Source organism: Psychrobacter sp. 78a-MNA-CIBAN-0178 (assembly GCF_040309625.1).
Taxonomy (GTDB): Bacteria; Pseudomonadota; Gammaproteobacteria; order Pseudomonadales; family Moraxellaceae; genus Psychrobacter; species Psychrobacter okhotskensis.
Genome location: NZ_JBEOOZ010000001.1, coordinates 55885 through 78396, shown reverse-complemented (window position 1 = coordinate 78396; position 22512 = coordinate 55885). Strand labels below are relative to the sequence as shown.

At 42.9% G+C, this 22512-nt stretch carries 22 protein-coding genes and 1 tRNA gene; 18 read left to right on the top strand and 5 right to left on the bottom strand.

Going from position 1 to position 22512, the window contains the following annotated elements; translation table 11 throughout:
- The first annotated feature begins 443 nt into the window (after positions 1-443).
- The gene (locus AAEY80_RS00445) at positions 444-1058 is read left to right on the top strand and encodes a fasciclin domain-containing protein (protein WP_173240191.1); all 615 of its coding nucleotides are present in this window, start codon (positions 444-446) and stop codon (positions 1056-1058) included.
- Between the two features lie 443 nt (positions 1059-1501).
- Here AAEY80_RS00445 and AAEY80_RS00440 read toward each other — a convergent pair whose 3' ends face one another.
- Positions 1502-3049 carry an alanine/glycine:cation symporter family protein gene (locus AAEY80_RS00440; protein ID WP_201575549.1) on the bottom strand — a complete coding sequence of 516 codons (1548 nt, stop codon included), beginning with the start codon at positions 3047-3049 and terminating at the stop codon, positions 1502-1504.
- A gap of 1016 nt (positions 3050-4065) precedes the next feature.
- On the opposite strand from AAEY80_RS00440, the gene AAEY80_RS00435 reads away from it, so the two are divergent.
- The 4 genes from AAEY80_RS00435 to AAEY80_RS00420 all read left to right on the top strand — a co-directional run bounded on the left by AAEY80_RS00435 (position 4066) and on the right by AAEY80_RS00420 (position 7892).
- Complete coding sequence (locus tag AAEY80_RS00435) at positions 4066-4698, top strand: LemA family protein (protein ID WP_201582314.1); 633 nt, start codon at positions 4066-4068, stop codon at positions 4696-4698.
- Positions 4699-4928: 230 nt separating this feature from the next.
- Positions 4929-6122: a TPM domain-containing protein gene (locus AAEY80_RS00430; protein ID WP_350587736.1), complete on the top strand. Its 1194-nt coding sequence runs from the start codon at positions 4929-4931 to the stop codon at positions 6120-6122.
- Between the two features lie 73 nt (positions 6123-6195).
- A complete protein-coding gene (locus tag AAEY80_RS00425; protein ID WP_201582312.1) occupies positions 6196-6720 on the top strand; it encodes a TPM domain-containing protein in 525 nt (174 codons plus the stop codon).
- Between the two features lie 173 nt (positions 6721-6893).
- Positions 6894-7892: an adenosine deaminase gene (locus tag AAEY80_RS00420; protein WP_350587734.1), complete on the top strand. Its 999-nt coding sequence runs from the start codon at positions 6894-6896 to the stop codon at positions 7890-7892.
- A gap of 97 nt (positions 7893-7989) precedes the next feature.
- Here the strand turns inward: AAEY80_RS00420 and AAEY80_RS00415 are convergent, their stop codons facing one another.
- Complete coding sequence (locus AAEY80_RS00415) at positions 7990-8790, bottom strand: NAD-dependent deacylase (RefSeq protein ID WP_350587733.1); 801 nt, start codon at positions 8788-8790, stop codon at positions 7990-7992.
- Positions 8791-8825: 35 nt separating this feature from the next.
- Here AAEY80_RS00415 and AAEY80_RS00410 point away from each other — a divergent pair, with 35 nt between their 5' ends.
- The gene (locus tag AAEY80_RS00410; protein WP_025652151.1) at positions 8826-9194 is read left to right on the top strand and encodes a hypothetical protein; all 369 of its coding nucleotides are present in this window, start codon (positions 8826-8828) and stop codon (positions 9192-9194) included.
- A 260-nt stretch (positions 9195-9454) separates the two neighbouring features.
- Here AAEY80_RS00410 and AAEY80_RS00405 read toward each other — a convergent pair.
- A tRNA-Arg gene (locus AAEY80_RS00405) sits at positions 9455-9531 on the bottom strand.
- Between the two features lie 381 nt (positions 9532-9912).
- Between AAEY80_RS00405 and AAEY80_RS00400 the strand changes: the two genes are divergently transcribed.
- The 9 genes from AAEY80_RS00400 (at position 9913) to AAEY80_RS00360 (ending at position 16250) form a co-directional block, all read left to right on the top strand.
- Complete coding sequence (locus AAEY80_RS00400) at positions 9913-10578, top strand: c-type cytochrome (protein ID WP_227687539.1); 666 nt, start codon at positions 9913-9915, stop codon at positions 10576-10578.
- A gap of 251 nt (positions 10579-10829) precedes the next feature.
- Positions 10830-11792: an ABC transporter ATP-binding protein gene (locus AAEY80_RS00395; protein ID WP_025652154.1), complete on the top strand. Its 963-nt coding sequence runs from the start codon at positions 10830-10832 to the stop codon at positions 11790-11792.
- 32 nt (positions 11793-11824) lie between these two features.
- Positions 11825-12598: an ABC transporter permease gene (locus AAEY80_RS00390; RefSeq protein ID WP_025652155.1), complete on the top strand. Its 774-nt coding sequence runs from the start codon at positions 11825-11827 to the stop codon at positions 12596-12598.
- An 80-nt stretch (positions 12599-12678) separates the two neighbouring features.
- A complete protein-coding gene (locus tag AAEY80_RS00385; protein WP_101211296.1) occupies positions 12679-13530 on the top strand; it encodes a hypothetical protein in 852 nt (283 codons plus the stop codon).
- Entirely contained in the window at positions 13531-13674 is a 144-nt protein-coding gene (locus AAEY80_RS00380; RefSeq protein WP_156915615.1) for a hypothetical protein, read from the top strand.
- Positions 13659-13952, top strand: a complete 294-nt coding sequence (locus AAEY80_RS00375; RefSeq protein ID WP_201582303.1) for a hypothetical protein — start codon at positions 13659-13661, stop codon at positions 13950-13952. Before AAEY80_RS00380 ends, AAEY80_RS00375 begins: the two co-directional genes overlap by 16 nt.
- Before the next feature lie 27 nt (positions 13953-13979).
- Positions 13980-14825 carry a hypothetical protein gene (locus AAEY80_RS00370; RefSeq protein WP_350587732.1) on the top strand — a complete coding sequence of 282 codons (846 nt, stop codon included), beginning with the start codon at positions 13980-13982 and terminating at the stop codon, positions 14823-14825.
- A 63-nt stretch (positions 14826-14888) separates the two neighbouring features.
- Positions 14889-15764 carry an NADPH-dependent 7-cyano-7-deazaguanine reductase QueF gene (queF, locus tag AAEY80_RS00365; protein ID WP_201575543.1) on the top strand — a complete coding sequence of 292 codons (876 nt, stop codon included), beginning with the start codon at positions 14889-14891 and terminating at the stop codon, positions 15762-15764.
- Between the two features lie 84 nt (positions 15765-15848).
- Positions 15849-16250, top strand: coding sequence for a lysozyme inhibitor LprI family protein (locus AAEY80_RS00360; protein WP_201566314.1), 402 nt, complete (start codon positions 15849-15851; stop codon positions 16248-16250).
- Positions 16251-16335: 85 nt separating this feature from the next.
- Here the strand turns inward: AAEY80_RS00360 and AAEY80_RS00355 are convergent, their stop codons facing one another.
- A complete protein-coding gene (locus AAEY80_RS00355; protein WP_101211300.1) occupies positions 16336-18054 on the bottom strand; it encodes a proline--tRNA ligase in 1719 nt (572 codons plus the stop codon).
- Positions 18055-18727: 673 nt separating this feature from the next.
- Here AAEY80_RS00355 and AAEY80_RS00350 point away from each other — a divergent pair.
- Positions 18728-19477 carry a DUF4230 domain-containing protein gene (locus AAEY80_RS00350; RefSeq protein WP_350587731.1) on the top strand — a complete coding sequence of 250 codons (750 nt, stop codon included), beginning with the start codon at positions 18728-18730 and terminating at the stop codon, positions 19475-19477.
- A gap of 221 nt (positions 19478-19698) precedes the next feature.
- Positions 19699-19953, top strand: coding sequence for a hypothetical protein (locus tag AAEY80_RS00345; RefSeq protein ID WP_025652163.1), 255 nt, complete (start codon positions 19699-19701; stop codon positions 19951-19953).
- Positions 19954-20020: 67 nt separating this feature from the next.
- On the opposite strand, the gene AAEY80_RS00340 is transcribed toward AAEY80_RS00345, so the two are convergent.
- Entirely contained in the window at positions 20021-21652 is a 1632-nt protein-coding gene (locus AAEY80_RS00340; RefSeq protein WP_350587730.1) for a cryptochrome/photolyase family protein, read from the bottom strand.
- Between the two features lie 171 nt (positions 21653-21823).
- Here AAEY80_RS00340 and AAEY80_RS00335 point away from each other — a divergent pair, with 171 nt between their 5' ends.
- Positions 21824-22495, top strand: a complete 672-nt coding sequence (locus tag AAEY80_RS00335) for a phosphoribosylanthranilate isomerase (RefSeq protein ID WP_025652165.1) — start codon at positions 21824-21826, stop codon at positions 22493-22495.
- Positions 22496-22512: the final 17 nt, after the last annotated feature.

The window sequence follows — 22512 nt, the reverse complement described above, 5'->3', positions numbered from 1 at the left end:
CAGCAATGTTTATTAAAAGCAGTGCTTATTGAAATCAGTACTTATTAAAAGCAGTGCTCACTTTTTGTCTTTTTATATGATGACGCTGGTACTCGTACCAGCCATCGTTTGTGCAAGCTGATTATTAAAGATATTTTTAACGCTAATCTTTACTTCAATTTTTGTTTAAACGTTACTTTATAAACGTTATTTTATCAATAATGGGGTAGTACACGTGATCAATACAGTGTTGCTACCTAAATAAGCATGAATTGCAGATTAATCAGTTAAAATCGTATTTATTGATATGGCAGAACTAATTTTAATACATGTTTAGAGTTGGCCAGTTGATTACTGAGACTTATTAATCGCTGACTGTTATCTTCATTAATGCACAAGTCACTTTAATAAGCCGCTTTATTAACTAAGCCCATAAACTAATTAACATCTACAAGGATATACCCATGTTAAAGAAGAATTTACTATCTATCGCCGTCGTTACCGCAGCAATGTCACTAGCCGCTTGTAATGACAAAGAAGCTGTTACTGAACCGGTAGAGCCTGAAGCCACGACTGAAACAATGGCTGAGCCTGAAGTCATGGTTGATCCAGCTGTAGAAGCAGAGCCTATGGCTGACCCAATGGCAGATACCATGGCGACTCAAACGATTGCTGAAATAGCAGCGGGCAATGAGAACCTAACTATCTTGACCGCAGCGCTTCAAGCCGCTGGCCTTGATACTATGTTGATGGAAGACACCAAATACACCGTATTTGCTCCAACTGACGACGCTTTTGCTCCAGTACTAGAGAAGTTAGGCGTGACTAAAGAAGAGTTACTCGCTAACACCGATCTACTCAAAAAAGTACTTCCTTACCACGTAGTAGATATGGAAGTTAAAGCCGCTGATATCCCTTATGGTACTGATATCAAAACCGCTAACGGCGCAACGATTTCTATCAGCGATGCTAATGTCATTACTGATGCGACCGGCGGAACGGCCAACATCACTGGTACTGATATAATGGCGACTAATGGTGTGGTACATACCATCGATGCCGTATTAATGCCTGAGTAAGTTGTACTATCTGGCTTATGTTTAGGTAAGTATAAGCACTTTTATACGCCGACTAACATAAGCTACTAGCAATACCTAAAAAGCCTAGCCGCTGCGCTGGGCTTTTTTTGTGCATGCATTTTTTTGTCCATACATAATGCCATGATGCTTCTGTCATTTAACCATATAGTCAAAATACCCTAAAAGCGCGACGCTATCAGCAGTGCCTCATGGTTCGATATTACTTTTCACTAACTATAGATGCTTACACTCATAAGAAAATACGCTCATAAGAAAATACGCTCATAAGAAAATACGCTCAAAGCCGTTATTAAAGCTATGTTTGCCTTTGCTGTTTTTTACTTTAATCACTCCAAACTTATAAACCAAAAAGCCCGAGACAATGGTCTCGGGCTTTTTTACTTTTGCTTAATAAGAGTGAACAGTAGGCACATCAAAGAACGTTATTTATGCTCTTTACGTAATGGATCTGCTGCCATTCTTTGTTGCTGTTTAAGATGACGCTCTTCCCAATAAGGGGCGTTTTTGATACCGAATTTGGCAGGATCAAAAGTATAGTCCGTAACACCCGCTTTAAGCTGTGCTTCGTAGTCTCTAAGCATAGTAAGCGTTGGACGAGCCACAAAGAAGATAACCAAGATACCAACAATATTGAGCCAAGCCATGAGGCCAACACCAATATCACCAATAGCCCAGATATAGCCTGCTGAGTTAAGACCACCGTAAGCGACCATCACCATGATAAGCACTTTTACTAAGAACAGACCAGTCTTGTGAGCGCCGCGACCGATAAAGCGAGTCAAGTAAGTGACGTTCACTTCAGCGATGTAGTAGTACGCTAAGATGGTCGTAAAGGCGAAGAAGAATACGGCGATAGCAATAAAGGTATTGCCATAAGTACCATAAACAGATTCCATTGCCATTTGCGTAAAGGCTGGTGAACTGATTTCCACACCAGCGGCAACATTCTGTACGATGAACTGACCATCTGGAAGCGTGCCTTGAATGTTGTACATACCAGTAGATAAAATCATAAAGGCAGTCGCAGAACAAACGAGCAACGTATCGACATAGACCGAGAATGCTTGTACTAGGCCTTGCTGTGAGGGATGCTGAACTTCAGCAGCGGCCGCAGCGTGAGGACCTGTGCCCTGTCCAGCTTCGTTAGAGTAAATACCACGTTTGACACCCCAACCAATAGCAGCACCAAAACCGGCTTGTGCGGTAAAGGCATCACCAACGATCATACCAAATACATCTGGAATCAAGCTGACATTGCTGAACATGATAATCAAGGCTAGAGCGATATAACCTAGTGCCATAAAAGGCACTGCGTATTCAGTAAAGGTTGCAATACGCTTGATACCACCAAAGATGATGATACCTAAAACCACTAGAATGATTACCAAGGCAACTAAACGCATAGAGCCTACTTCTAAGGCTCCGATGTTCATCATAGTACCTTCACCCATTACCTGAGCAAAAGCATTGATAACACCGTTGGCTTGAACGCCTGGTAAGAACATACCACAAGATAAAATAGAAGCGATAGCGAAGAGGATGCCGTACCACTTTTGGCCTAAAGCGCGCTCAAAGTAATAAGCAGGGCCACCACGATATTCGCCAGTAACGATGTCTTTTTCTTTATAAATCTGTGCAAGCGTTGACTCAACGTAGGCAGTAGAAGCGCCTAAGAAGGCCACAATCCACATCCAAAATACTGCACCTGGGCCACCGAAGCCGATAGCAGCAGCTACCCCAGCGATGTTCCCCATACCCACACGTCCTGCGAGCGAGACGGCAAGTGCCTGAAATGACGAAATACCATCAGCACTGGACTTACCAGTAAACAGTAGCTTGATCATTTCACCGAATAGACGTACTTGTACAAAGCGCGTCATAATGGAATAAAACAGACCCGCGCCCAGACACAGATAGATCAGTGCAGGACTCCAGATAATTCCGTTTACTAAATTGACTAAACCTTCCATATATATATTCCTAATACTGTCTCGAAGTGGCTATTAATGCCGGCGTCAACCAATCATGTTAGTGGTTCACTTATCTTGCCTGCACAGACTTAAATATCTCAGTTAAGTCTTATCGGTACTTAGCCACTCAGAATGGACTGTAGTTGTCTGTATTTATCCGCTTGGCCTATTCGCAACACTGACCATGTGTATACCGCTCATTAGAGTCAATTTTAAAATGAGCTGCAGTTGCAATCCTTTGCTGTCTTTATTATGCGGTACATCTTGTCATTACGTCATCGACGTAAAAGCTGTTATCAATGGACCAGCGGATAAAACAGGCGGTTATATAATTAAACGCTGATCAGTAAAGTGATAGCATTCAACTTGCTATGAGTCATATCGATTGGCTACACTGGTAAAAGCTTATTCATTTGTTATCTCATGTTATGACAGTCTATCAACAGCGTTAATAAGACGTTCATAAGCCTTTAATACTAAACAAACGATAAGTCCACTACCAAATGTATTCAAACCGTACGGCTACGTAACTGCAATTTGCCATATTTTTAGTGCAATTACTAGAAATTTCTTTAAGAAATGCTGTATATCTCGATGTTTCAGACGATAGGGCCCATGATAAATAGCGATTAAATAAAGGAATTTTGTAACTGCTGTATTGTTATTTTACCTGCAAGCTATAGCGAAATCAGCTATAAGTAGACATAATTAGGCTTTTAAGAATAAGTAATCACAGTATAAGCAAGCACGAGTGCTAACGTGGCTAAGCGTTGCGGTTGTGTTTTGGTAACGATGAATTGTAAAAGGTGGCTTATATCGCCATTATTGGCAGGATATCTTGTAGGCTATTAGTATTAACCGTCACTTATTGCTAGCATTATCTATATTTTAAAGGTGGCCAGCAGTTGATAGACTGGATAAGTAGCGGCACAAGATGGTTAAATAAACGGTTATATCCGTTATAAAAAAACGTGTTACTAGGTATTTGTTATTTATCACTATTAGGAGAGACAACGATGACGCGTAAATCCATTGTAAAACCCATGTTGCTATCAGTAGTATTAGCGACTTCTACCGTTGGTTTGACGGGTTGTGGCTATAACAATCTGCAAGCTCAAGATGAGCAGGTAACAGCTTCGTGGTCAGAAGTGGTCAACCAATACCAACGCCGCTCAGACTTAGTGCCAAACTTGGTCAAAGTCGTACAGCAATACGCAGAGCAAGAGCAAGAGGTGTTCACCCAAGTTGCTGAAGCGCGCTCACGTGCCGGTAGTATCACCGTGACCCCTGAGGTGCTCAATGATCCTGAGGCGATGGAGCGTTATGCGGCTGCGCAAGAGCAGATGACTGGTGCCTTGTCACGTCTAATGGCTGTCTCTGAGCGTTATCCTGAGCTAAAGTCAGATGCCTTGTTCCAAGATTTGCAAGCACAGCTAGAAGGCACGGAAAACCGTATCGCCGTTGCTCGTAACCGTTACATTCAAGAAGTACAAAGCTATAATACGACGGTACGTCAGTTCCCAACCAATATCACCGCCAAAGTATTTGGTTTAGATGCCAAGCCAAACTTTAGCGTTGCCAACGAGGACGCTATTTCAACCGCACCCAGCGTCGATTTTGGCGACGACGATGCAGCGACTGCTCAGTAAAGTAAGACGCATAATATTGGTAGCATAAAATACATTTGCAGCATAAAGATAAGTGATGATTGAGGTAAAGCGGTGTTTGACGCTTTACTTTTGGCGTTAATGCTTAAAACATAGCAGATGAGTCAGCAGAGAAGTTTAGTAGTCATTAACGTAGCAACCATTAATGTAGTATTAATTAACGTAGCAACTATGCATTCAGCAAAAACGGCACTTGAGGTGGTATAGATTAGATGAATCATTCAAAAGCACTCTTATCAGTATTACTATTTACGCTGAGCATCAGTAGTGCGCCAGTGCTGTATGCGGCACCCAATGATACGGCAGTGGCTAGTGATAGTGGCTCAAATAGCACCTCGAGTATCCAACAAAATCGCAGCGTCGAGGATTTGGTGGCGATAGCCAAAGCAGGCGAGTCTAACGAAGCGATTAACGAGGCGGTTTTAGGTAACGAAGCGATTAATGGCGCCCTACTTGGCAATGATGCAATCAATCCTAATGCGGCTAACAGTGACACGGCTAATAGTGAAAATCCAGCAACACGAGCGCCTGCTAAGCCAGCTGTCCAATCAAGCGCTGAAAACGTCGATGCGGATAAGCTGATATTAAATAGTCCTGTCGTTGACCAAGCCAATATCTTGAACCCGCAAGAAAAACAACGATTAGAGGCGCAGCTACGGTCGATTTATCAGCAAGGCTTGGCGCAAGCAGCTGTGGTCATTGTGCCAACAACCAATGGCGTGCCAATATTTGACTATGCCTTACAAGTTGCAGAGAAGTGGGAACTTGGCAATAAAGACATCGATGATGGTTTGCTAATGGTTGTGGCGGTCAATGATCGTGACATGTATATCTTAACCGGCTATGGATTAGAAGGAGTGCTACCAGATGCCGCCGTCAATCGTATTATTCGTGAAGACATCACGCCCCTGTTTAAGCAAAACGACTATGGTGCTGGGATATTAGCAGGCGTTGGGGCGCTTGAAGCGCGTCTTGGTGCTGATCCTGAAGTGTTGGCGCGCGCTGATGCACAAGCGGCTGAACGCAGTCAAAGTCAAAACGATGTTGGTGACAGCCCATCGCCTGTTTTTTTATTCGTCATGGCGATGATATTTGGTAGCTTTATCACCAGTATTTTTGGTCGCATCTTTGGCTCTATCTTGACTGCTGGTGGTTTCTTTGCTGGCTCGCTGGCACTGGGCGGCGGCTTCTTTATGACCTTAATCATGGCGATATTTATATGGCTATTCTTAATCTCGCGTGGCTCCGGCGGTGGTCGTGGCGGACGCGGTGGTGGCGGTCGTAGAGGGGGCGGCATGATTTTCTTGCCCGGCATGGGCGGCGGTAGCGGTGGTGGATTCGGTGGCGGCGGCTTTGGCGGCGGCGGTGGTGGATTCGGTGGCGGCGGCGCAGGCGGTTCGTGGTAAATCGCTAGTAGGTGCTAAATAGAAAAACACACTAAATGACCGTCAGTAATGATTTACTTGAGGAAATAATATAATGGCACAAAACAACTCGTCACAGACAAGCTTTGCGCGCTGGTGGCGTCAAGTACTGTTTGTCCCTTTGCTACATAGCAAATGGCTGACAGCCGCAGCCAAAGCTCGTCTGACAGATAAGGTGACTAGCGCTGAGCGTGGACATCGCGGTGAGGTGTTTTTAATTATAGAAAATCATTTACCGATTCAGGAGGCTTTCCATATCGACTGTCGCGAGCGGGCGGTGGATTTATTTAGCGAGTATCGAGTGTGGGACACCGAAGAGAACACCGGCGTCTTGGTTTATGTCAATATCTGCGAGCACCAATTAGAGATAGTCGCGGATCGTGGTATCAGCACTCACGTGAGCCCCACAGTCTGGCGGGCAATGTGTGAAAAAGCCGTGTCTGGCATCGCTAATAAAAACACTGAAGAGAGCTTGGCTGAATTGTTAGACGAAGTTGGACAAGTCCTGCGTCAGTACTATCATCTTGAGCATGACCCCGCAGGTAATGAGCTGTCTGATACGGTAGTATTTTTGAAATAGTTTTTATGAACTGGCATTTATAAATCAGTCTTTATAAAATAGTTCTTATTAGTGGCAAAAACAGCTTAGCGTTTGTCCATAGGGTTTTACGGTAAATTGAAATATAATACTGACTCTAAAACAGCGGGTGCTGACCAAGAGGCATCTCGATAAAAAACCACTACTGGAACACTATGATTGAGTTAATAAAGAAACTGCCAAAAGCGGAGCTGCACTTACATATCGAAGGCTCACTTGAGCCGGAGCTGATGTTTAGATTGGCGAAAAAGAATCAAATAGAGATTTCTTACACAGACATAGAAGACGTACGCCGCGCCTACAACTTCACCAATCTACAAACCTTTTTAGATATCTACTATGCGGGTGCCAATGTTCTCATCACTCAAGATGATTTTTATGATTTAACGTGGGAATATATTCTTAAGTGTGTTGAAGACAACGTCATTCATACGGAGATATTTTTTGATCCACAAACGCATACGGCAAGGGGCGTACCTTTTGCAACCGTTATTACTGGCATCAAAGAAGCGCTTGCCGATGCCAAAGCACAATATGGCATCACTTCTTGCATCATCATGTGTTTTTTACGACATTTATCGCAAGCAGAGGCGTTTGAGACCTTAGAGGAGGCGCTGGCGTTTAAAGATGACATCATTGGGGTTGGTCTTGATTCTGCAGAATTGGGCAATCCGCCTGCCAAGTTTAAGGACGTTTTCCAAAAAGCCAAAGAAGCGGGCTTTAAATTGGTTGCCCACGCTGGTGAAGAGGCAGACTTTACTTATATCTATGAAGCCTTGGATTTATTAGAGATAAATAGAATTGATCATGGCGTGCAATCGATCAAAAGCCCAGAGCTGATGCAACGCTTAAAAGACGAGCAAATACCGCTGACGGTTTGTCCGAACTCTAATATCGAACTCAAGGTGTTTGAAACCTATCAAGAGCACAATATCAAAGAACTGCTAGATTACGGTCTAAATGTCAGCATAAATTCTGACGATCCAGCGTATTTCAAAGGCTACATGAATCAGAACTTTATAAATATATGCGAAAACTTACCGCTGACAGAAGACGATGTGGTTACTTTGGTAAAGAACGCCTTTCATTCTTCGTTTATCAGTGATGAGTTAAAAAAGGAATATTTAGCAAAGGTGGATCTTGCTTTGCAATAAGCAATGATTGAAGAAGTTTTTATTCGCTCAGGCTTAACGGTTGATATCAATCGTTAAGCCTTTTCTTTTTATACGAGATGCTTCTAGGGTCAAGCGATTACAGCGCTGTGATTTTTTTGATTAACAACGGCATAATCACACCGGCTTTTTCTACCAAGGTAATATCAACGATGGCGTTCGGCGTTGGGTCAAGATTTATTTCGATAACGTTAGCACCATTTTGCTTGGCCAATTGTGCAAGCCCTGCCGCAGGGTAGACCAAGCTCGATGTGCCAATACTGATAAATACCTCACAATTCGCCGCCACCTCTTCAGCGGTTTGCCATGCTTGGACTGGCAGTGCTTCGCCAAACCAAACGATATCTGGTCTGATATAGCCCTCGCAATGTGGGCAGTTAATTAGCGTCTCACTATAATCCATAGTGTCAGCGCTGCTATATGAGCCTCTAGACTGCTTTTTATAGGGTGCATCGCATTGACTACAACGATTGGCCCACAGATTACCATGCAAATGAGTCACGCTACTACCAGCCTGCTCATGTAAGTCATCGACATTTTGGGTGATGAGTGTTACCTGCTGGTCGGTTGATTGGCTATGGTATTGCCACTGCGCTAAAGCCTCATGAGCAGGATTCGGTTTTTTGTCCGCGACCAATTGTCTGCGCCACTGATACCACGACCATACCAGCTTTGGGTTGCGAGTGAACGCCTCGGGTGTCGCCAAATCCTCAACGCCGTAGTTCTCCCACAATCCTGTTTGTTTATCTCGAAAAGTGGGAATACCGCTTTCTGCTGAAATCCCTGCGCCAGTTAAAATGCAGATGCGTTGTTTTGAGTCCAATAGTTTGGCGGCAAGCGCTACTTCAGCTATTAACGCTGGTGGTAATTCTGCTAACATGGCATAACCCCTGCTTACAATGGATGCATATTTATATGATAGATGGAATTTGGTGGCTTGTCATGTTGCTAGCCGTGGTCGCAGCCCTTTGGCTGGTCGCAAAGACGCGAGGCGCAAAAGCGGATGAGACCTTTGATAATAAATCACCCAAAGGCGCGAAAAAACCTAGTAATGATGACCTACAAAAAACAGCGGTATTAATTAATAACTATTTTCCTGACTATCGCGTTAATCGTAAGGCCAATCATTTAGTTATCAGCGAGCAAAACAAAAAGATTGCGATGATTACTATTGATAAAAAAGTGGCTGCTGGTCAACGGCGTCTAGGCGACGTACCCGTGATTAATTACCACCGAGTCCCCAACCGTGCCCAATTAACTGCAAACTTACAGGATGCAGAGTAGTGTCAGTCATACAGTTTTATAAATAGGCAATCAGGCAGGCAAGTAGGAAGGCAAATTGCGGCTCAATTAGAAGATGACATATATTGAATAGAGGTTGACAACGATATGTACAACATTTTATAGGTGTTAATACATCATAGTTAATAACAGCTAAAGACGCAGAGCGTTGCTGTTAAAGGTTTTTGGAAGTGTTAGTAGGTAGGGTGCTAGAAGTATTAGGAGGTAATGCTAGGGAGAGATGAAATATCATTCATAAGAAGTGGTGCGCTCGGCGGGAATCGAACCCACGACCCTCGGCTTCGGAGACCGATACTCTATCCAACTGAGCTACGAGCGCATAATACGAGTTGACTGCTAGGTTGCTCAATACTGCATACTACGTTTAATTGAGTATTATTGACAGGGCAGTCTGTCGAAAAATAAAGACCGCCTAGTCTAACAAATAAAAGCCAGAAAGCCAATGAGCGAAGGCTGCTATTGACGCTTTTTAAGAAAAAACAAGATAGTCATTAAACAGGCATGGCAATTTACCTGCCTTTTCCCTTATAATGTCAGGGACAATTCATATTTATAATCACCGATTACAAGTGCGCTTGCAGGCGGGATGGCTGTTTGCTATTGATGACGAGGTGTCGTCAAAAGAGGATAAACAGAATGTCCAAGTCATGCGAGTCCTTGTATCTGTAATAAGAGAACGTGACGAATGAGAAAAGTAGTGATGTTATCGGCAGCTGCCATTCTAGGAATTGCTAGTATCGCGGTGAGCCAAGCGGAAGATGTTGCAGATACCCCTGTAACTGTCTCTGATGTAGCAGAAGCGCAAGAGGTGGTCGAAAATGCGCCACAACAGCTCGGTGATGATACCCAAGCTGCTGCCGATACTACAGATGACACTGCTGCAGCTGATGCGAGCGTGACAGCAGACGGCACCACAGATGACGCTGCGGCAACGGAAGAGATGGCCGCTGCAGCGCCTGCGGCTGATGAAGAGCCTATTCCGCAAGATACGCCGCAAGTACAAAAGCTCATTGCCCTATATCCTAATTTGATTGCGCGTATTCAGCCTGTTGCTACAGTATGTTTCGAAGACGATGAAGTTTGTGATGTAACCGCACGCTCATCAGGTCCTTCGGCAGGGGATGGCCCTCGTGATGGTGCTGCTGTTTATAACGCTGTTTGTCAGACTTGTCATGCTTCAGGTTTGCTTGGTTCACCTATGTTAGGGGACGCAGGGGCTTGGGGACCACGTATAGCAAAAGGTAAAGATACTCTATATACCCATGCGATCAACGGCTTCAACGCGATGCCTGCTAAAGGTGGTGCGGATATTCCTGATGAAGAAGTTCAAAATGCAGTAGACTATATGGTTGGTGAAGCCAGCTAATCATTACCAAGCCATTATGGGCGGTGATACATAGCCTATTGAATTTTTAAGATACTCATTGATTAAACGCCTATTTCATTTAATGAGGTAGGCGTTTTTTTTGATGATGAGTATTATTAATATGGTACTTCTCACATAATGCAGTTGAAATGTGGTGTTGATAGCCTCACTTTAAGACATTAAATCGTACCTGCTAAAATATTCTACAAAGCAGTTTTGATGTAAATTTTATAACAAATAAAGAGGTATTCATGTCTGAAGTACCAGCGCTATCTATTCAGAACTTATCCAAAACTTATGATAACGGGTTTTCGGCATTAAAAGATGTCAGTTTAACGGTGCCACAAGGTGGTTTTTTTGCGCTACTAGGACCGAACGGTGCTGGTAAATCGACGATGATTGGCATTATTAGTTCATTATTTAAGCCAACCAGCGGCAGTGTAAATATTTTTGGTGTCGACTTATTAGCCAATCCTTCGGTGGCTAAACAGTATCTTGGCGTCGTCCCACAAGAATTTAACTTTAACATGTTTGAAAAAGTAGAAGATATTCTGATAACCCAAGCAGGTTATTTTGGTATTTCTGCCAAAGAGGCAAAGCCACGCGCTGAGCGCTTGCTAAAAGCATTGGGTCTCTGGGATAAACGTGATAGTAAGTCGCGGGAGCTGTCAGGCGGTATGAAACGTCGTTTAATGATTGCCCGAGCGCTGATTCATAAGCCTAAGCTATTGATTCTCGATGAGCCAACCGCAGGGGTCGATATTGAGCTGCGCCGTTCTATGTGGGAGTTTATGCAGCAGATTAATGTCGAAGAGAACACCACGATTATTCTGACGACCCATTATCTTGAAGAGGCTGAGCAGCTGTGTAAGCGCATCGCTATCTTGGATCATGGTGAGATTCGAATCAATACAGATATGAAGGATTTGCTGGCGCAGTTGTCGGTCGAGACCTTTGTCTTTGACGTCTCGGCGCCGCTTGAGCATCCCTTGCAACTGACGGGCGTGACTGAAGTGGTGCAACCAGATGATCTCACGCTTGAGGTAACCTTAACAGAAGGTGAGTCATTGAATGGCGTGTTTACGCAATTGTCCGAGCAAGGTATTACTATTGCCAGTATGCGTAATAAGTCTAACCGTTTAGAAGAGCTGTTTATGCGCCTTGTCGACCAAAATATTCAGAATCAAGACAGTATGAAGGAGTCAGGACTATGAATCAGAAAATAGTAGTAGACCCTAATGACAGTATGTCATGGTCCAAAAAATGGATTGCTTTTCGGACGATATTGCTAAAAGAAGTACGCCGAATTTTGCGTATTTGGCCACAGACTTTGTTGCCACCCGTCATTACTATGACGCTCTACTTCGTTATCTTTGGTAAAATGATAGGCGATAGAGTAGGCGAGATGGGCGGTGTACCTTATATGCAGTTCATCGTCCCTGGTCTTATTATGATGGCCGTGATTACCAACAGTTACTCTAATGTGGTCTCTAGTTTTTTTAGTGCCAAGTTTACCGCGAGTATTGAAGAGCTGTTAGTCTCTCCTGTCTCCAAGCATGCTATCTTAATGGGTTACGTCAGCGGTGGTATCTTCCGTGGTTTGGCCATTGCTATTATTGTCTCTATCGTCGCGCTGTTCTTTACCGATCTTGGTATTGAACATTTATTTGTGACGATATTTACCGTGCTTGGTACTTCGATACTGTTTTCGCTGGGCGGCTTTATTAATGCCGTTTTTGCCCGCTCATTTGATGATATCTCTATTATTCCGAGCTTTGTATTAACGCCTCTTACCTTTTTGGGCGGCGTCTTTTACTCAATGGAAGGGTTATCAACATTTTGGCAAAACGTCTCGTTACTCAATCCCATTGTCTATATGGTGAATTCGTTCCGCTACGGAATTTTGGGCTATTCTGATGTCAACGTCTGGTATTCAATGGCAGCGATTTTTGTATTTTGCGTGGTGTTTTATGTCATCTCTTATCGTTTACTAAGCGATGGCTCGCGTGTGCGCTTGTAGTTAATTTATCACCTCGGTAACTTGTCATCAGTATACCGATAGTCTTATTATAAAAGCCTAACATTGTTGGGCTTTTTTTTATGTTTAAAACTTCACTAATACACAAGTTTTTTATACTAGCTGCATTAAGTAGCTTTTCCATTACTGCTATCGCGGCATCGTTCGCGACTACCGATGATTATGATTGGGTGGTTATGGAGAAGCCTCTAGATCCTGCATCTTATAAATATGACTGTAATCATGATTACAAATATGAGACTCATGCGGCTCTACAAAATTGCCTTTATAACTTGCGAGAAGATGTTGATAATGCGTTTAGTAAGCAGTGGGGGATTGACGACAGAGTTATTCGAGAAAGAAATGCGATTTATATTGACGTGCCTAATCGTAAACACCCACTAGTATTGGTTGATTATTCCAGTCCTTTTGAGACCGATTTCAATGCTTATTATTCATTAAAATATTATGATAAATCGCGGCAATTACTGACCATACATCAAAGCTTTTATGAATCAGAAACTCTGACAGTGGTCAATTTGAAGACTGGGTTTTGGCAAGATTTTGATTTTAGGAAGCTAAGTGTTTCGCCTGATATGAGATATATCGTAGGGTTTGAAAGCGAGATGGGCGCTACTGAAAACATTAATATTTGGGCACTGCAAGATAGTGGTTACTATGAAGGCTACTATAAACAAGTCTATAGCAGTAGTGACGATTCAAAAAACTACGACAGTCATAAAAATTTTTATCAAGCGGACAAAGCCAAGCTGGTTTATGATGCCGAAACCCTTACTTGGTTGAATGATAGTAAATTTTATGCAGATTATTTTTATAAGCTAAATGAAAAGGATTCCGCAGCTTTTCGAGTGCGTTATACCTTTATTAAGAATGCCTCAACGGATAAGTGGCAGCTACATGCAGGTGATATATAAATGATCGCTATTTCTCGTTATATAAAAACAGCATTGACTGTCGCAGGACTATTTATATTGACCACAATAGCAGCCTTAGATGCACAGGCAGCGCCTTTAGCTTTAGAGCCATCGACAAGTGAGGAGGTATGGCTAAAGATATAATGTTATGGGATCGTCAAAAAGCTAACAATGACGGACGCTATACAATGGTATTTGGTAGTAATGAATTATATGAGCAAAATGATAATGAGGACAAAAAACATGAGGTGTACGAAGCGCGAGATATCAGTTGGACAAGCGATAATAAAATCAACGTTGATTTTTATTACAGAGTCAATCCCACTGACACGGTAGCATTTCGCGTGCGCTATATTTATGCGGCTGACAATAAAGAAGGTAAATGGCAGAGAGTTTCAGCTGATGCTAATACCAACGATTAAAAAATAATAAAAAGGTTTAACTCTCATATGCAAGTAACTCTACCAGTAGCCCATTCAATTCGCATCTGTATGATGAGTGCAATACTGCTAATGCTATCAATGCTATCAATGCCAGCGCAAGCAGAACTGCCCAAAGCGACAATGGATGACTATGTTTGGAAAGCACTAGACAAGCCCATTTATCCTAACTGGGGTAAGGATTGCAATAGTAAGGATGAGCGGATTTATCAAGATTGCTTAGATAAAAGCTTGATGATTTATAATCAGAAACTCATTAAGAAATGGCACTTATCAAAATATGTTTCTCGTCAGTTAAATAAAACTATTATCACACTGCCCAATCATACAAGTCCTATAGTATTGACGGACGATTTTGCAGAAGGAGAAAAAGAGCTTAGATATGTTTATCTTTTAGACCATTATGATGCAGATAAGAACTGGCTTTATCTATCTGGGCAAATCTATGAGATTAACAATACAGTATTGATTGATTTAAATTCAGGCTTCAAGCAAGAGTTTGAAGGATCTCATTTGACGTTTTCACCAGGTATGACTTATGCAGCTACAGTTAAAGTTGAGTTTCCAGGAGAAGAAAATGTCATGATCTGGAAAAAAGATAAGAGCGGTGCTTACCAGTATGACGAAAAAAATAACAGGGATTACGATAAATTCCGACAACATTTAAAATTTTATAATGGTAGCAAAGATAATCCAATGGTTCACAAGGTAGAGGTTGAATGGATTACCAATGAGAGCTTATTGGTAGATTTCTATTTCAAAATGAACGATAGCGATACTGCTGCTTACCGAGTACGCTTTAACTATGTAAAGACAGATTCTGCATCAGACTGGCAAATGATTCCCATAAAATAGCCCATTGCTGTAAAATGACTGGTTGTTATTTCATTATATTTAAGCATGAAAGGTAAGTAACTTATGAGTATTCACGGTATCTTGGGTGAGCAAACTACTGACTATCCAACTGAGTATAGTCCAGAAACCTTATATCCTATTGCCCGCAGTATGGGGCGTGATGCCATTGGCTGGCAAGATGATAAGTTGATGGTTGGCATCGATTGGTGGCAGGCATTTGAGATGTCTTGGTTGAATCCGCAAGGACTCTCGCAAGTGGCTATCGCACGTTTTGGTATTCCTGCTAGCTCGCCATTTATCGTCGAGTCAAAATCACTTAAGCTGTATTTGAACAGTATCAACTTTACCGAATTCCCTAGTTGGGAAGCTGTGCAAACGCTGATTGCTAAAGACTTATCGGCATGCGTACAAGCAGAAGTGCAAGTTGAGCTGTTTGGCTTAGATGATAATCTTTATGATAAGACATCAGAGTTATTGATTGCTCAGCCTGAGGGTGCGTGTATTGATGACGCGCTTGCCAATACTAGCGAAAAGATTGCATTATGCGAGCATCCTGATGCATCTTTATTGAGCGATGCTAGAACGAATGCTCATTCAGAAATTGCCAGTGCTCAGCCTTATACTTTTTATTCTAATTTACTGCGTAGTAATTGTCCGGTGACCAATCAGCCAGATTGGGGTACATTGGCGGTTTCGATGACCAGTGATAAGACAGTCGACGACGCTGGCATGCTGCGTTATATCTTAAGTTTCCGCCAGCATAATGGTTTTCATGAGCAGTGTGTCGAGCAGATATTTGCTGATTTAAGCAAACAGTATGAGCCAAGCGAGTTGATGGTTCGTGCGTGGTATACGCGCCGCGGCGGTATCGATATCAATCCTTGCCGTGTGAGTGATATCCGCTTATTACCACAGCCAAGCCGCTTGATTCGTCAGTAGACTAAGAGTACTTGCTAATACTCATCAAATGCGTTTATATACTTATTTAGGCAGATATTATTTTGCTTTGCTTGGGAGGTCAAGATGAAATGGGCAACTGGTTTTTTGACGGCGCTAGCGGCAGCTGCTTTGTCTATCTCTCTCATGCAATCGGCACAAGCGGAGTTTATTGAAAATCAATATAACTGTGAAGATGCTTATATGGAAGTGGCTTATGATTGTGGTAATGATGCGATTATAGTCGAAAAAAATCGCCTTAATAAAATTTATATGAGTGCTTATCGTACTTTGAATACGACACAACAACAGCAGTTGGACAAAGAACAACGTATATGGTTAAAGAGTCGCAGCGATAAGTGTGACTTTGAATACGACGGTCCAATGAATAATTCTGTGGTGTACGCCCAGATTGGCGCTAATGTTTGCACCGCTAATGAGAGTCAGAAACGTAGTAAGGTGATTGCTAAAAAATATAATATCAAATAACAATTTTCATTTTTTAGAAGTAAAAAAGCGCCTATCTCATTAAATGAGATAGGCGCTTTTTATGGCACAGTTTTTACGAGTAAAACTATTTGCCGCTTACTTTTGCTATTACTTCTTCACGGCTTAGCATCTGCTTTTCTGTCTCACGGCGATTGACGTACTCGTATTTGTCCTCTGCAAGATTGCGATCAGAGACGACGATACGGTGCGGAATACCAATCAATTCAAGATCAGCAAACTTAACGCCAGGACGCTCGTTACGGTCATCGAGTAGCACGTTGATACCTTGAGCCTTTAACTCGTCATACAGGGCAGTAGCGGTCTGCATGACGGTCTCTTCTTTTGACTTCATCGGTATGATAGCGACTTCAAAAGGTGCAATCGAATCGTCAACGGTCGGCGTTTTTGGCCACATGATACCGTTTTCATCGTTATTCTGTTCGATAGCAGCAGCGATAATACGGCTGACACCAATACCGTAGCAACCCATCATTAGAGTGACTGGCTTGCCATCTTCACCAGATACGGTCGCATTCATCGCTTGCGAGTACTTATCACCGAGCTGGAAGATATGACCCACTTCGATACCGCGTTTGATTTTTAGACTGCCTTTACCATCAGGAGAAGGGTCGCCTTCTTGCACGTTACGCACATCAACAATACGTGTGATGCGAGTATCACGTGCCCAGTTCATACCGATGGTATGTTTATTGACTTCATTCGCACCGCAGACAAAATCTGATAGTGCTGCTGCTGAACGATCGACAAACACCGGCATATCTAAGTCAACACCGATATAGCCTTTATGCAAACCTGCGGCTTTTAGCTCTTCATCAGAGGCCATAGTCAAAGGGACGTTGGCTTCTTCGATTTTCTCCGCTTTAATCGTATTTAATTGATGATCACCGCGCAGTACGATCGCTATAAGCTGTGGCTCATCATTCTCATTATGACCATGGACGATTAAGGTTTTAACCGTAGTGGCTAATGGAACATCCAAATGTTCAGCAACCATTTTACAACTGGTCATCTCTTCAGTTAACACGTCTTCGCGTTCCATTTTGGGTGGCTGCCGCTCAGCAGTGCTCACCGATTCTGCCAGCTCAACGTTCGCTGCATAATCAGAAGAATCTGAAAAGGCGATATCATCTTCACCGCTATCTGCTAAGACATGAAACTCGTGCGACGCAAAACCACCGATAGAGCCAGTGTCTGCTTGTACCGCGCGAAAATCTAAACCCAAACGGGTAAAGATGCGCGTGTAAGCGTCATACATATCATGATAGGTCTTGGCCAATGAGGCCTGATCAACATGAAATGAATAGGCATCTTTCATAGTAAATTCGCGTGCGCGCATCACACCAAAGCGTGGACGAATCTCATCACGGAATTTGTTTTGAATTTGAAAGAAAGTAATCGGTAGCTGTTTATAACTACGTAGCTCGCCTTGCGCAAGATTAGTGATGACTTCTTCATGGGTCGGACCAAGCACAAAGTCGCGATCATGGCGGTCTTTAAAGCGCAATAGCTCAGGGCCGTAATCATTAAAACGACCGGTCGTTTGCCAGAGTTCTGCTGGCTGAGTCATTGGCATGAGCACTTCTTGCCCGCCAATATTCTGCATCTCTTCACGAACAATACGTTCGACTTTTTGCAAGACGCGTAGCCCCATGGGCAACCAAATATATAACCCAGAAGCGATTTTACGAATAAGACCGGCGCGCACCATTAATTGGCTTGAAGCGATATCGGCATCACTTGGGGTTTCTTTTAGAGTAGCAAACAAAAATTGACTGGCTTTCATAAATAAAGCGTAACCTTATCAACGATAAAAAATAAGAAGTAGTAGGATGTTGAGCATGTTGCTGAAAGTCTCAGAACCGCCGCAAGCTTACCTTTATTACTTGGTAATAGGCTAGGACATTGCCTAGCGAAAGAAGGCTTTTACAAAAAGCACTTTAGTAACCACATCCTGCACACAGCAGGGCGTAGTTGTAGTTGATGCATCAATATATCGGGCTATGCAAACACAAATATTCAGACTAAAAGCCTGAAGAATAAATATATGCTGGCATTTTGTTCATGCAATCTGACTATGTTAGGTAAAGTTTGCCTAAGACGCAATGACTTTTTGTTTTTTCAGAGCGAACATCGTAGAAACAGCTCAGTCTCACCTCAATCATCTGATGATTTACTGATTTTAAAGACATTTGTATAAAGATCTCTACTCTTTTTATGTAGGGATATTTGTCAACAATTATGTAGAGGATTGGTAGTTATTACTTGAAGTAATGGTTCAAAAACATCATCTAAGTCACACCATATTTACGGACTCTATTCATAAAAAGCTGATTAAGCGAATGATCAAACACAGTTTCTAGAAGAGGCTTTTATATAAGACGTGTCCATAAATAAAGCTTTTGATAAACACATGATAAAACTCTAACAATAAACGATGAAACCTTAAGGTGGCTTAAATGATCAATCCTGATAAACGTTCTTCTGCCAGCAATAACACCACTGCTCAGCCAGTAAAAAAGCCCATTGCTCTGATGTCGTGGCTGGTATTACTTATTGGTCTGGCCGCCATCGTTTTTGCGATTTATACTGTGCAAAATCTGAATAAAGAGGCGCCAATAGAGACCATTACTCGTGAGGGTGTGGTCACGCAAATCCAGCAGCTCAATCGGCTACAAACGGTCGCCTTTAGTGTAGATACCGTTATCACAAGCGAGCGCCCAGGGAGTTGGATGAAACTTTGGCAAGATGAACAAAAAGGGTTGTTTATCGCCCGCGGCCGCGTAGAAGCAGGGATTGATTTAAGCGCATTGACACCTGAGATGGTACAAGTGGTACAACCTGATATTCAGTCTAATACTAATGTAGGTGAAACAGAGGAGGGCGACGCGAACACGCCAGTCTCAATGATGCCGCAGATTGATATTACTTTGCCACCCTCAGAGATATTTTCGGTTTATCTAGATGATATCGAGATTTATGATTGGCAAACTGGGGCTTTTGGTATGATGCAAGTGGATCCTAAAATCTGGGAGCAAGCACAGAGTATGGCAAAAAAAGAAGTGCTTGAGCGTGCTTGTCGCGGCGATGTCATGAACATGGCACTAAAAAACGCTCAAACGCAGATACAACAGCTGTTTGCGTTGACAGGAGCTGTGGTCACGGTCACCACGCAGGGCGCAGGGGCGTGCCAATTGCCAACGGCTTAATGCTTAGGTTTTATTAATAAAAGGTTTTGGAGAGAGAATGTTTTAGTACGGGTAGTTAAATGAAAACGCTTTAATGAATTGCTACGCCGATTAGCAGATGTTGCTTGAAATTATTGGTAATAAGGTTACTATATTATATAGCAGGACTTATTTATTATTAACGATAGCTTTATAAATGCTGTCGTTAATACTAAGCTTATATAATGTAAGAGGTGGCATATATGACAACTCCTAATAATCAGCCGTCTGCTCATGAGAAGCGCAAATTAACCAAACACCGCAAAGAAACGGAGTCGCTATCTTTTGCGACTTGGGTGCTGCTCATTATAAGCTTTACTTGTCTAGCGTATGCCATTTATACGATTCAGACGCGAATAGTAAAGCCAGCTATCGATACTGGTAACGCTAAGGCGGCACAAAGTAGTTTGGTACAAACTGGCAGTGCGCCGCAAAATAAAGCCAAAGTAAACAGCTAACGCTTTCTTCTCAAACATATCAGCTTTACGACTTTTTTAAACTCATGACTGTTTTTTAATTCAATACTTATTTTTTAAATTCAGTAATCGCCAGTTGCCGTGCCGCTTTGTGTTCGACCATTGGGGCGGGGTAATCTAACCGCCTAAACCTATCGTCTGTGTTGATAGCTTTACGTATCTTGTCTTCGCTATGCAAAATGCTGGCAGGCATATCCTTTAATTCAGGTAACCATTCCTTTATGAATTCCCCATCAGGGTCATGAGTTTTGGCTTGGCTAAAGGGATTCATAATACGGAAGTAGGGCGCAGAGTCCGTACCGGTCGATGCGCTCCATTGCCAGCCGCCATTATTTGAGGCAAAGTCGCCGTCTATCAGTTGCTGCATAAAATAGCGCTCGCCTAAGCGCCAATCAATCAATAAGTCTTTGGTCAAAAACATCGCGGTGACCATGCGTAAGCGATTGTGCATAAAGCCCGTCGCATTTAAGCAACGCATCGCGGCATCGACTAAGGGCACACCCGTCCTGCCCGTACACCACGCATCAAAATCATCCTCATTGTATGACCAATTAATCTTAACATCGGTCTCATTTTTATAAGCTTGATGCTGGATAAGTTCTGGCTTATAGTCTAATACATGGCGATAAAAGTCTCGCCACGCCAGCTCACTGATCCAGCGATTAATGTCTTCATTGTCGCCATCATTACCATGCAATTGTTCTTGTGCTTTAGCCGCTTGTAGGTAGCAAAGTCTGGGACTGATGACCCCAATTGTCAGATACGCTGACAACTGACTGGTGGCATGTAAGCTTGGCACATCGCGGCTCACATCATAGTTATGAATATCATCTGCAACGAATTGATCCAAGCGGTGACAAGCGGCCACTTCCCCAGCAGGATAGGCAGCACGTGCGTTAGTAAGCTGTGCCTCGCTATCAATATGACTGAGCTGGGTATTATTTGCTAATGACTGTTGATAATCCTTAACCACTTTTTGGCTTAATGCTTCTATCGTGTTGGCATTATTGACGGTCTGTTTCGATATTTTTAAAGTAGCGTTATCACTATTGATTGCTAAAGCTTTATGCAGTTGTATGTTGCTAACTTCCAAGGTATGCCGCCATTTTTTATAAAATGGCGTAAATACTTGATACATACTGTCGTCATTGGTAGTGATGCTTTTCGGTGGTAAAATACATTGATCATGCCAGCGTATAAACTCGATGTCACTTTTTGCAAGCAGCTGGCTCAATTGTGCGTCGCGCTCAATCTCATTGCCCTCATATTCATGATTGGCCATGACGCAGCTAATATTATTGGCTGCACATAAGGCGTCTAATGAATCCACACAATCAGAGAAACTATCGCAAACCTGTACATGCAAGGTGATATTTAACTGTTTGTGCAAGTCATTTGCCAATATTGGCAAGGTACGGGCGATATGATCGAGTTGAACCAAGGACATGTCGTGCGTTTGCCATTGCTCAGGGGTGAGGAAGAACACAGCGCTTACTGATGCGTCATTATCACGGGCACGCTCACAAAGCGCTGCTAAAGCGGTGTTGTCATGTAGGCGTAGATCACGGCGAAACCACATCAAATAATGGGCAGAGGTTAGGCTGGTATTATCATCGTTGCTATTATTATTGCCATCGTTGTCATCAATGGTAGTGGTAGTTGCCGACGCAGTGTTAGACATTAAGTATCCTCATATTAATCAATCGCAATCATAAACAAAACTATGAATAAAAGTATGCTAGGATAAGTTTTTGGATGCAATTGATTTACTCATTGAGTAACAAATCCTCATCATTTTATGCTTAATCGCTATGACAGCCAATCTATGGCTGCTGTATTTTAAGGTCACACCATGCACGTGAAGTTTTGCGGGTTTACCGACGTAGCTGATATTCATACTGCCACCCAATTGGGTGTCGATGCGGTCGGCTTGGTATTTTATCCGCCCAGTCCACGTGCTGTGACCATGGAACAAGCCCAAACCTTAAGCATCGCCGTTCCTGCCTTTGTCAGCGTCGTCGCCTTGGTGGTTAATATGTCACACGAAGAGTTGGTTGAACTGGCGAACCATGTTGCATTTGATATCATTCAATTCCACGGTGATGAAAGCCCTGAGCAGTGCCAACAACTGGCAAATGCGGTCAATAAACGCTGGATAAAAGCCTTACGCATCAATGCGGAGAAAGATACCCTTGCTAGCGTAAGCGCGCGTATTGATAGCTTTGCAGCGGCAGGGGCAAGTAGTATTTTGCTCGATGCTTATCATCAGCATAAATATGGTGGTACAGGCGCGCGCTTTGATTGGAGCCTTATTCCTCACCATAGCTCGTTACCGATTGTCTTAGCGGGCGGTCTTGATGCTCAAAACGTCGCTGCGACGACAGAGTTACCCATTTACGCTGTTGATGTCAGCGGTGGTATCGAGGCGGCTAAAGGCAAAAAAGATGCTGCCAAAATGCGCGCCTTTATGAAAGCGGTCAAACGCGATCGATGGCAAAGCGTGACGGTCACTGACGCCATCTAAGCGATTCATAAAGCACC

Coding starts and splice junctions, on each gene's coding strand:
- AAEY80_RS00445 (WP_173240191.1), top strand. CDS start 444: ATGTTAAAGAAGAATTTACTATCTATCGCCGTCGTTACCGCAGCAATG.
- AAEY80_RS00440 (WP_201575549.1), bottom strand. CDS start 3,049: ATGGAAGGTTTAGTCAATTTAGTAAACGGAATTATCTGGAGTCCTGCA.
- AAEY80_RS00435 (WP_201582314.1), top strand. CDS start 4,066: ATGACGCGTAAATCCATTGTAAAACCCATGTTGCTATCAGTAGTATTA.
- AAEY80_RS00430 (WP_350587736.1), top strand. CDS start 4,929: ATGAATCATTCAAAAGCACTCTTATCAGTATTACTATTTACGCTGAGC.
- AAEY80_RS00425 (WP_201582312.1), top strand. CDS start 6,196: ATGGCACAAAACAACTCGTCACAGACAAGCTTTGCGCGCTGGTGGCGT.
- AAEY80_RS00420 (WP_350587734.1), top strand. CDS start 6,894: ATGATTGAGTTAATAAAGAAACTGCCAAAAGCGGAGCTGCACTTACAT.
- AAEY80_RS00415 (WP_350587733.1), bottom strand. CDS start 8,790: ATGTTAGCAGAATTACCACCAGCGTTAATAGCTGAAGTAGCGCTTGCC.
- AAEY80_RS00410 (WP_025652151.1), top strand. CDS start 8,826: ATGATAGATGGAATTTGGTGGCTTGTCATGTTGCTAGCCGTGGTCGCA.
- AAEY80_RS00400 (WP_227687539.1), top strand. CDS start 9,913: ATGTTATCGGCAGCTGCCATTCTAGGAATTGCTAGTATCGCGGTGAGC.
- AAEY80_RS00395 (WP_025652154.1), top strand. CDS start 10,830: ATGTCTGAAGTACCAGCGCTATCTATTCAGAACTTATCCAAAACTTAT.
- AAEY80_RS00390 (WP_025652155.1), top strand. CDS start 11,825: ATGTCATGGTCCAAAAAATGGATTGCTTTTCGGACGATATTGCTAAAA.
- AAEY80_RS00385 (WP_101211296.1), top strand. CDS start 12,679: ATGTTTAAAACTTCACTAATACACAAGTTTTTTATACTAGCTGCATTA.
- AAEY80_RS00380 (WP_156915615.1), top strand. CDS start 13,531: ATGATCGCTATTTCTCGTTATATAAAAACAGCATTGACTGTCGCAGGA.
- AAEY80_RS00375 (WP_201582303.1), top strand. CDS start 13,659: ATGGCTAAAGATATAATGTTATGGGATCGTCAAAAAGCTAACAATGAC.
- AAEY80_RS00370 (WP_350587732.1), top strand. CDS start 13,980: ATGCAAGTAACTCTACCAGTAGCCCATTCAATTCGCATCTGTATGATG.
- queF (WP_201575543.1), top strand. CDS start 14,889: ATGAGTATTCACGGTATCTTGGGTGAGCAAACTACTGACTATCCAACT.
- AAEY80_RS00360 (WP_201566314.1), top strand. CDS start 15,849: ATGAAATGGGCAACTGGTTTTTTGACGGCGCTAGCGGCAGCTGCTTTG.
- AAEY80_RS00355 (WP_101211300.1), bottom strand. CDS start 18,054: ATGAAAGCCAGTCAATTTTTGTTTGCTACTCTAAAAGAAACCCCAAGT.
- AAEY80_RS00350 (WP_350587731.1), top strand. CDS start 18,728: ATGATCAATCCTGATAAACGTTCTTCTGCCAGCAATAACACCACTGCT.
- AAEY80_RS00345 (WP_025652163.1), top strand. CDS start 19,699: ATGACAACTCCTAATAATCAGCCGTCTGCTCATGAGAAGCGCAAATTA.
- AAEY80_RS00340 (WP_350587730.1), bottom strand. CDS start 21,652: ATGTCTAACACTGCGTCGGCAACTACCACTACCATTGATGACAACGAT.
- AAEY80_RS00335 (WP_025652165.1), top strand. CDS start 21,824: ATGCACGTGAAGTTTTGCGGGTTTACCGACGTAGCTGATATTCATACT.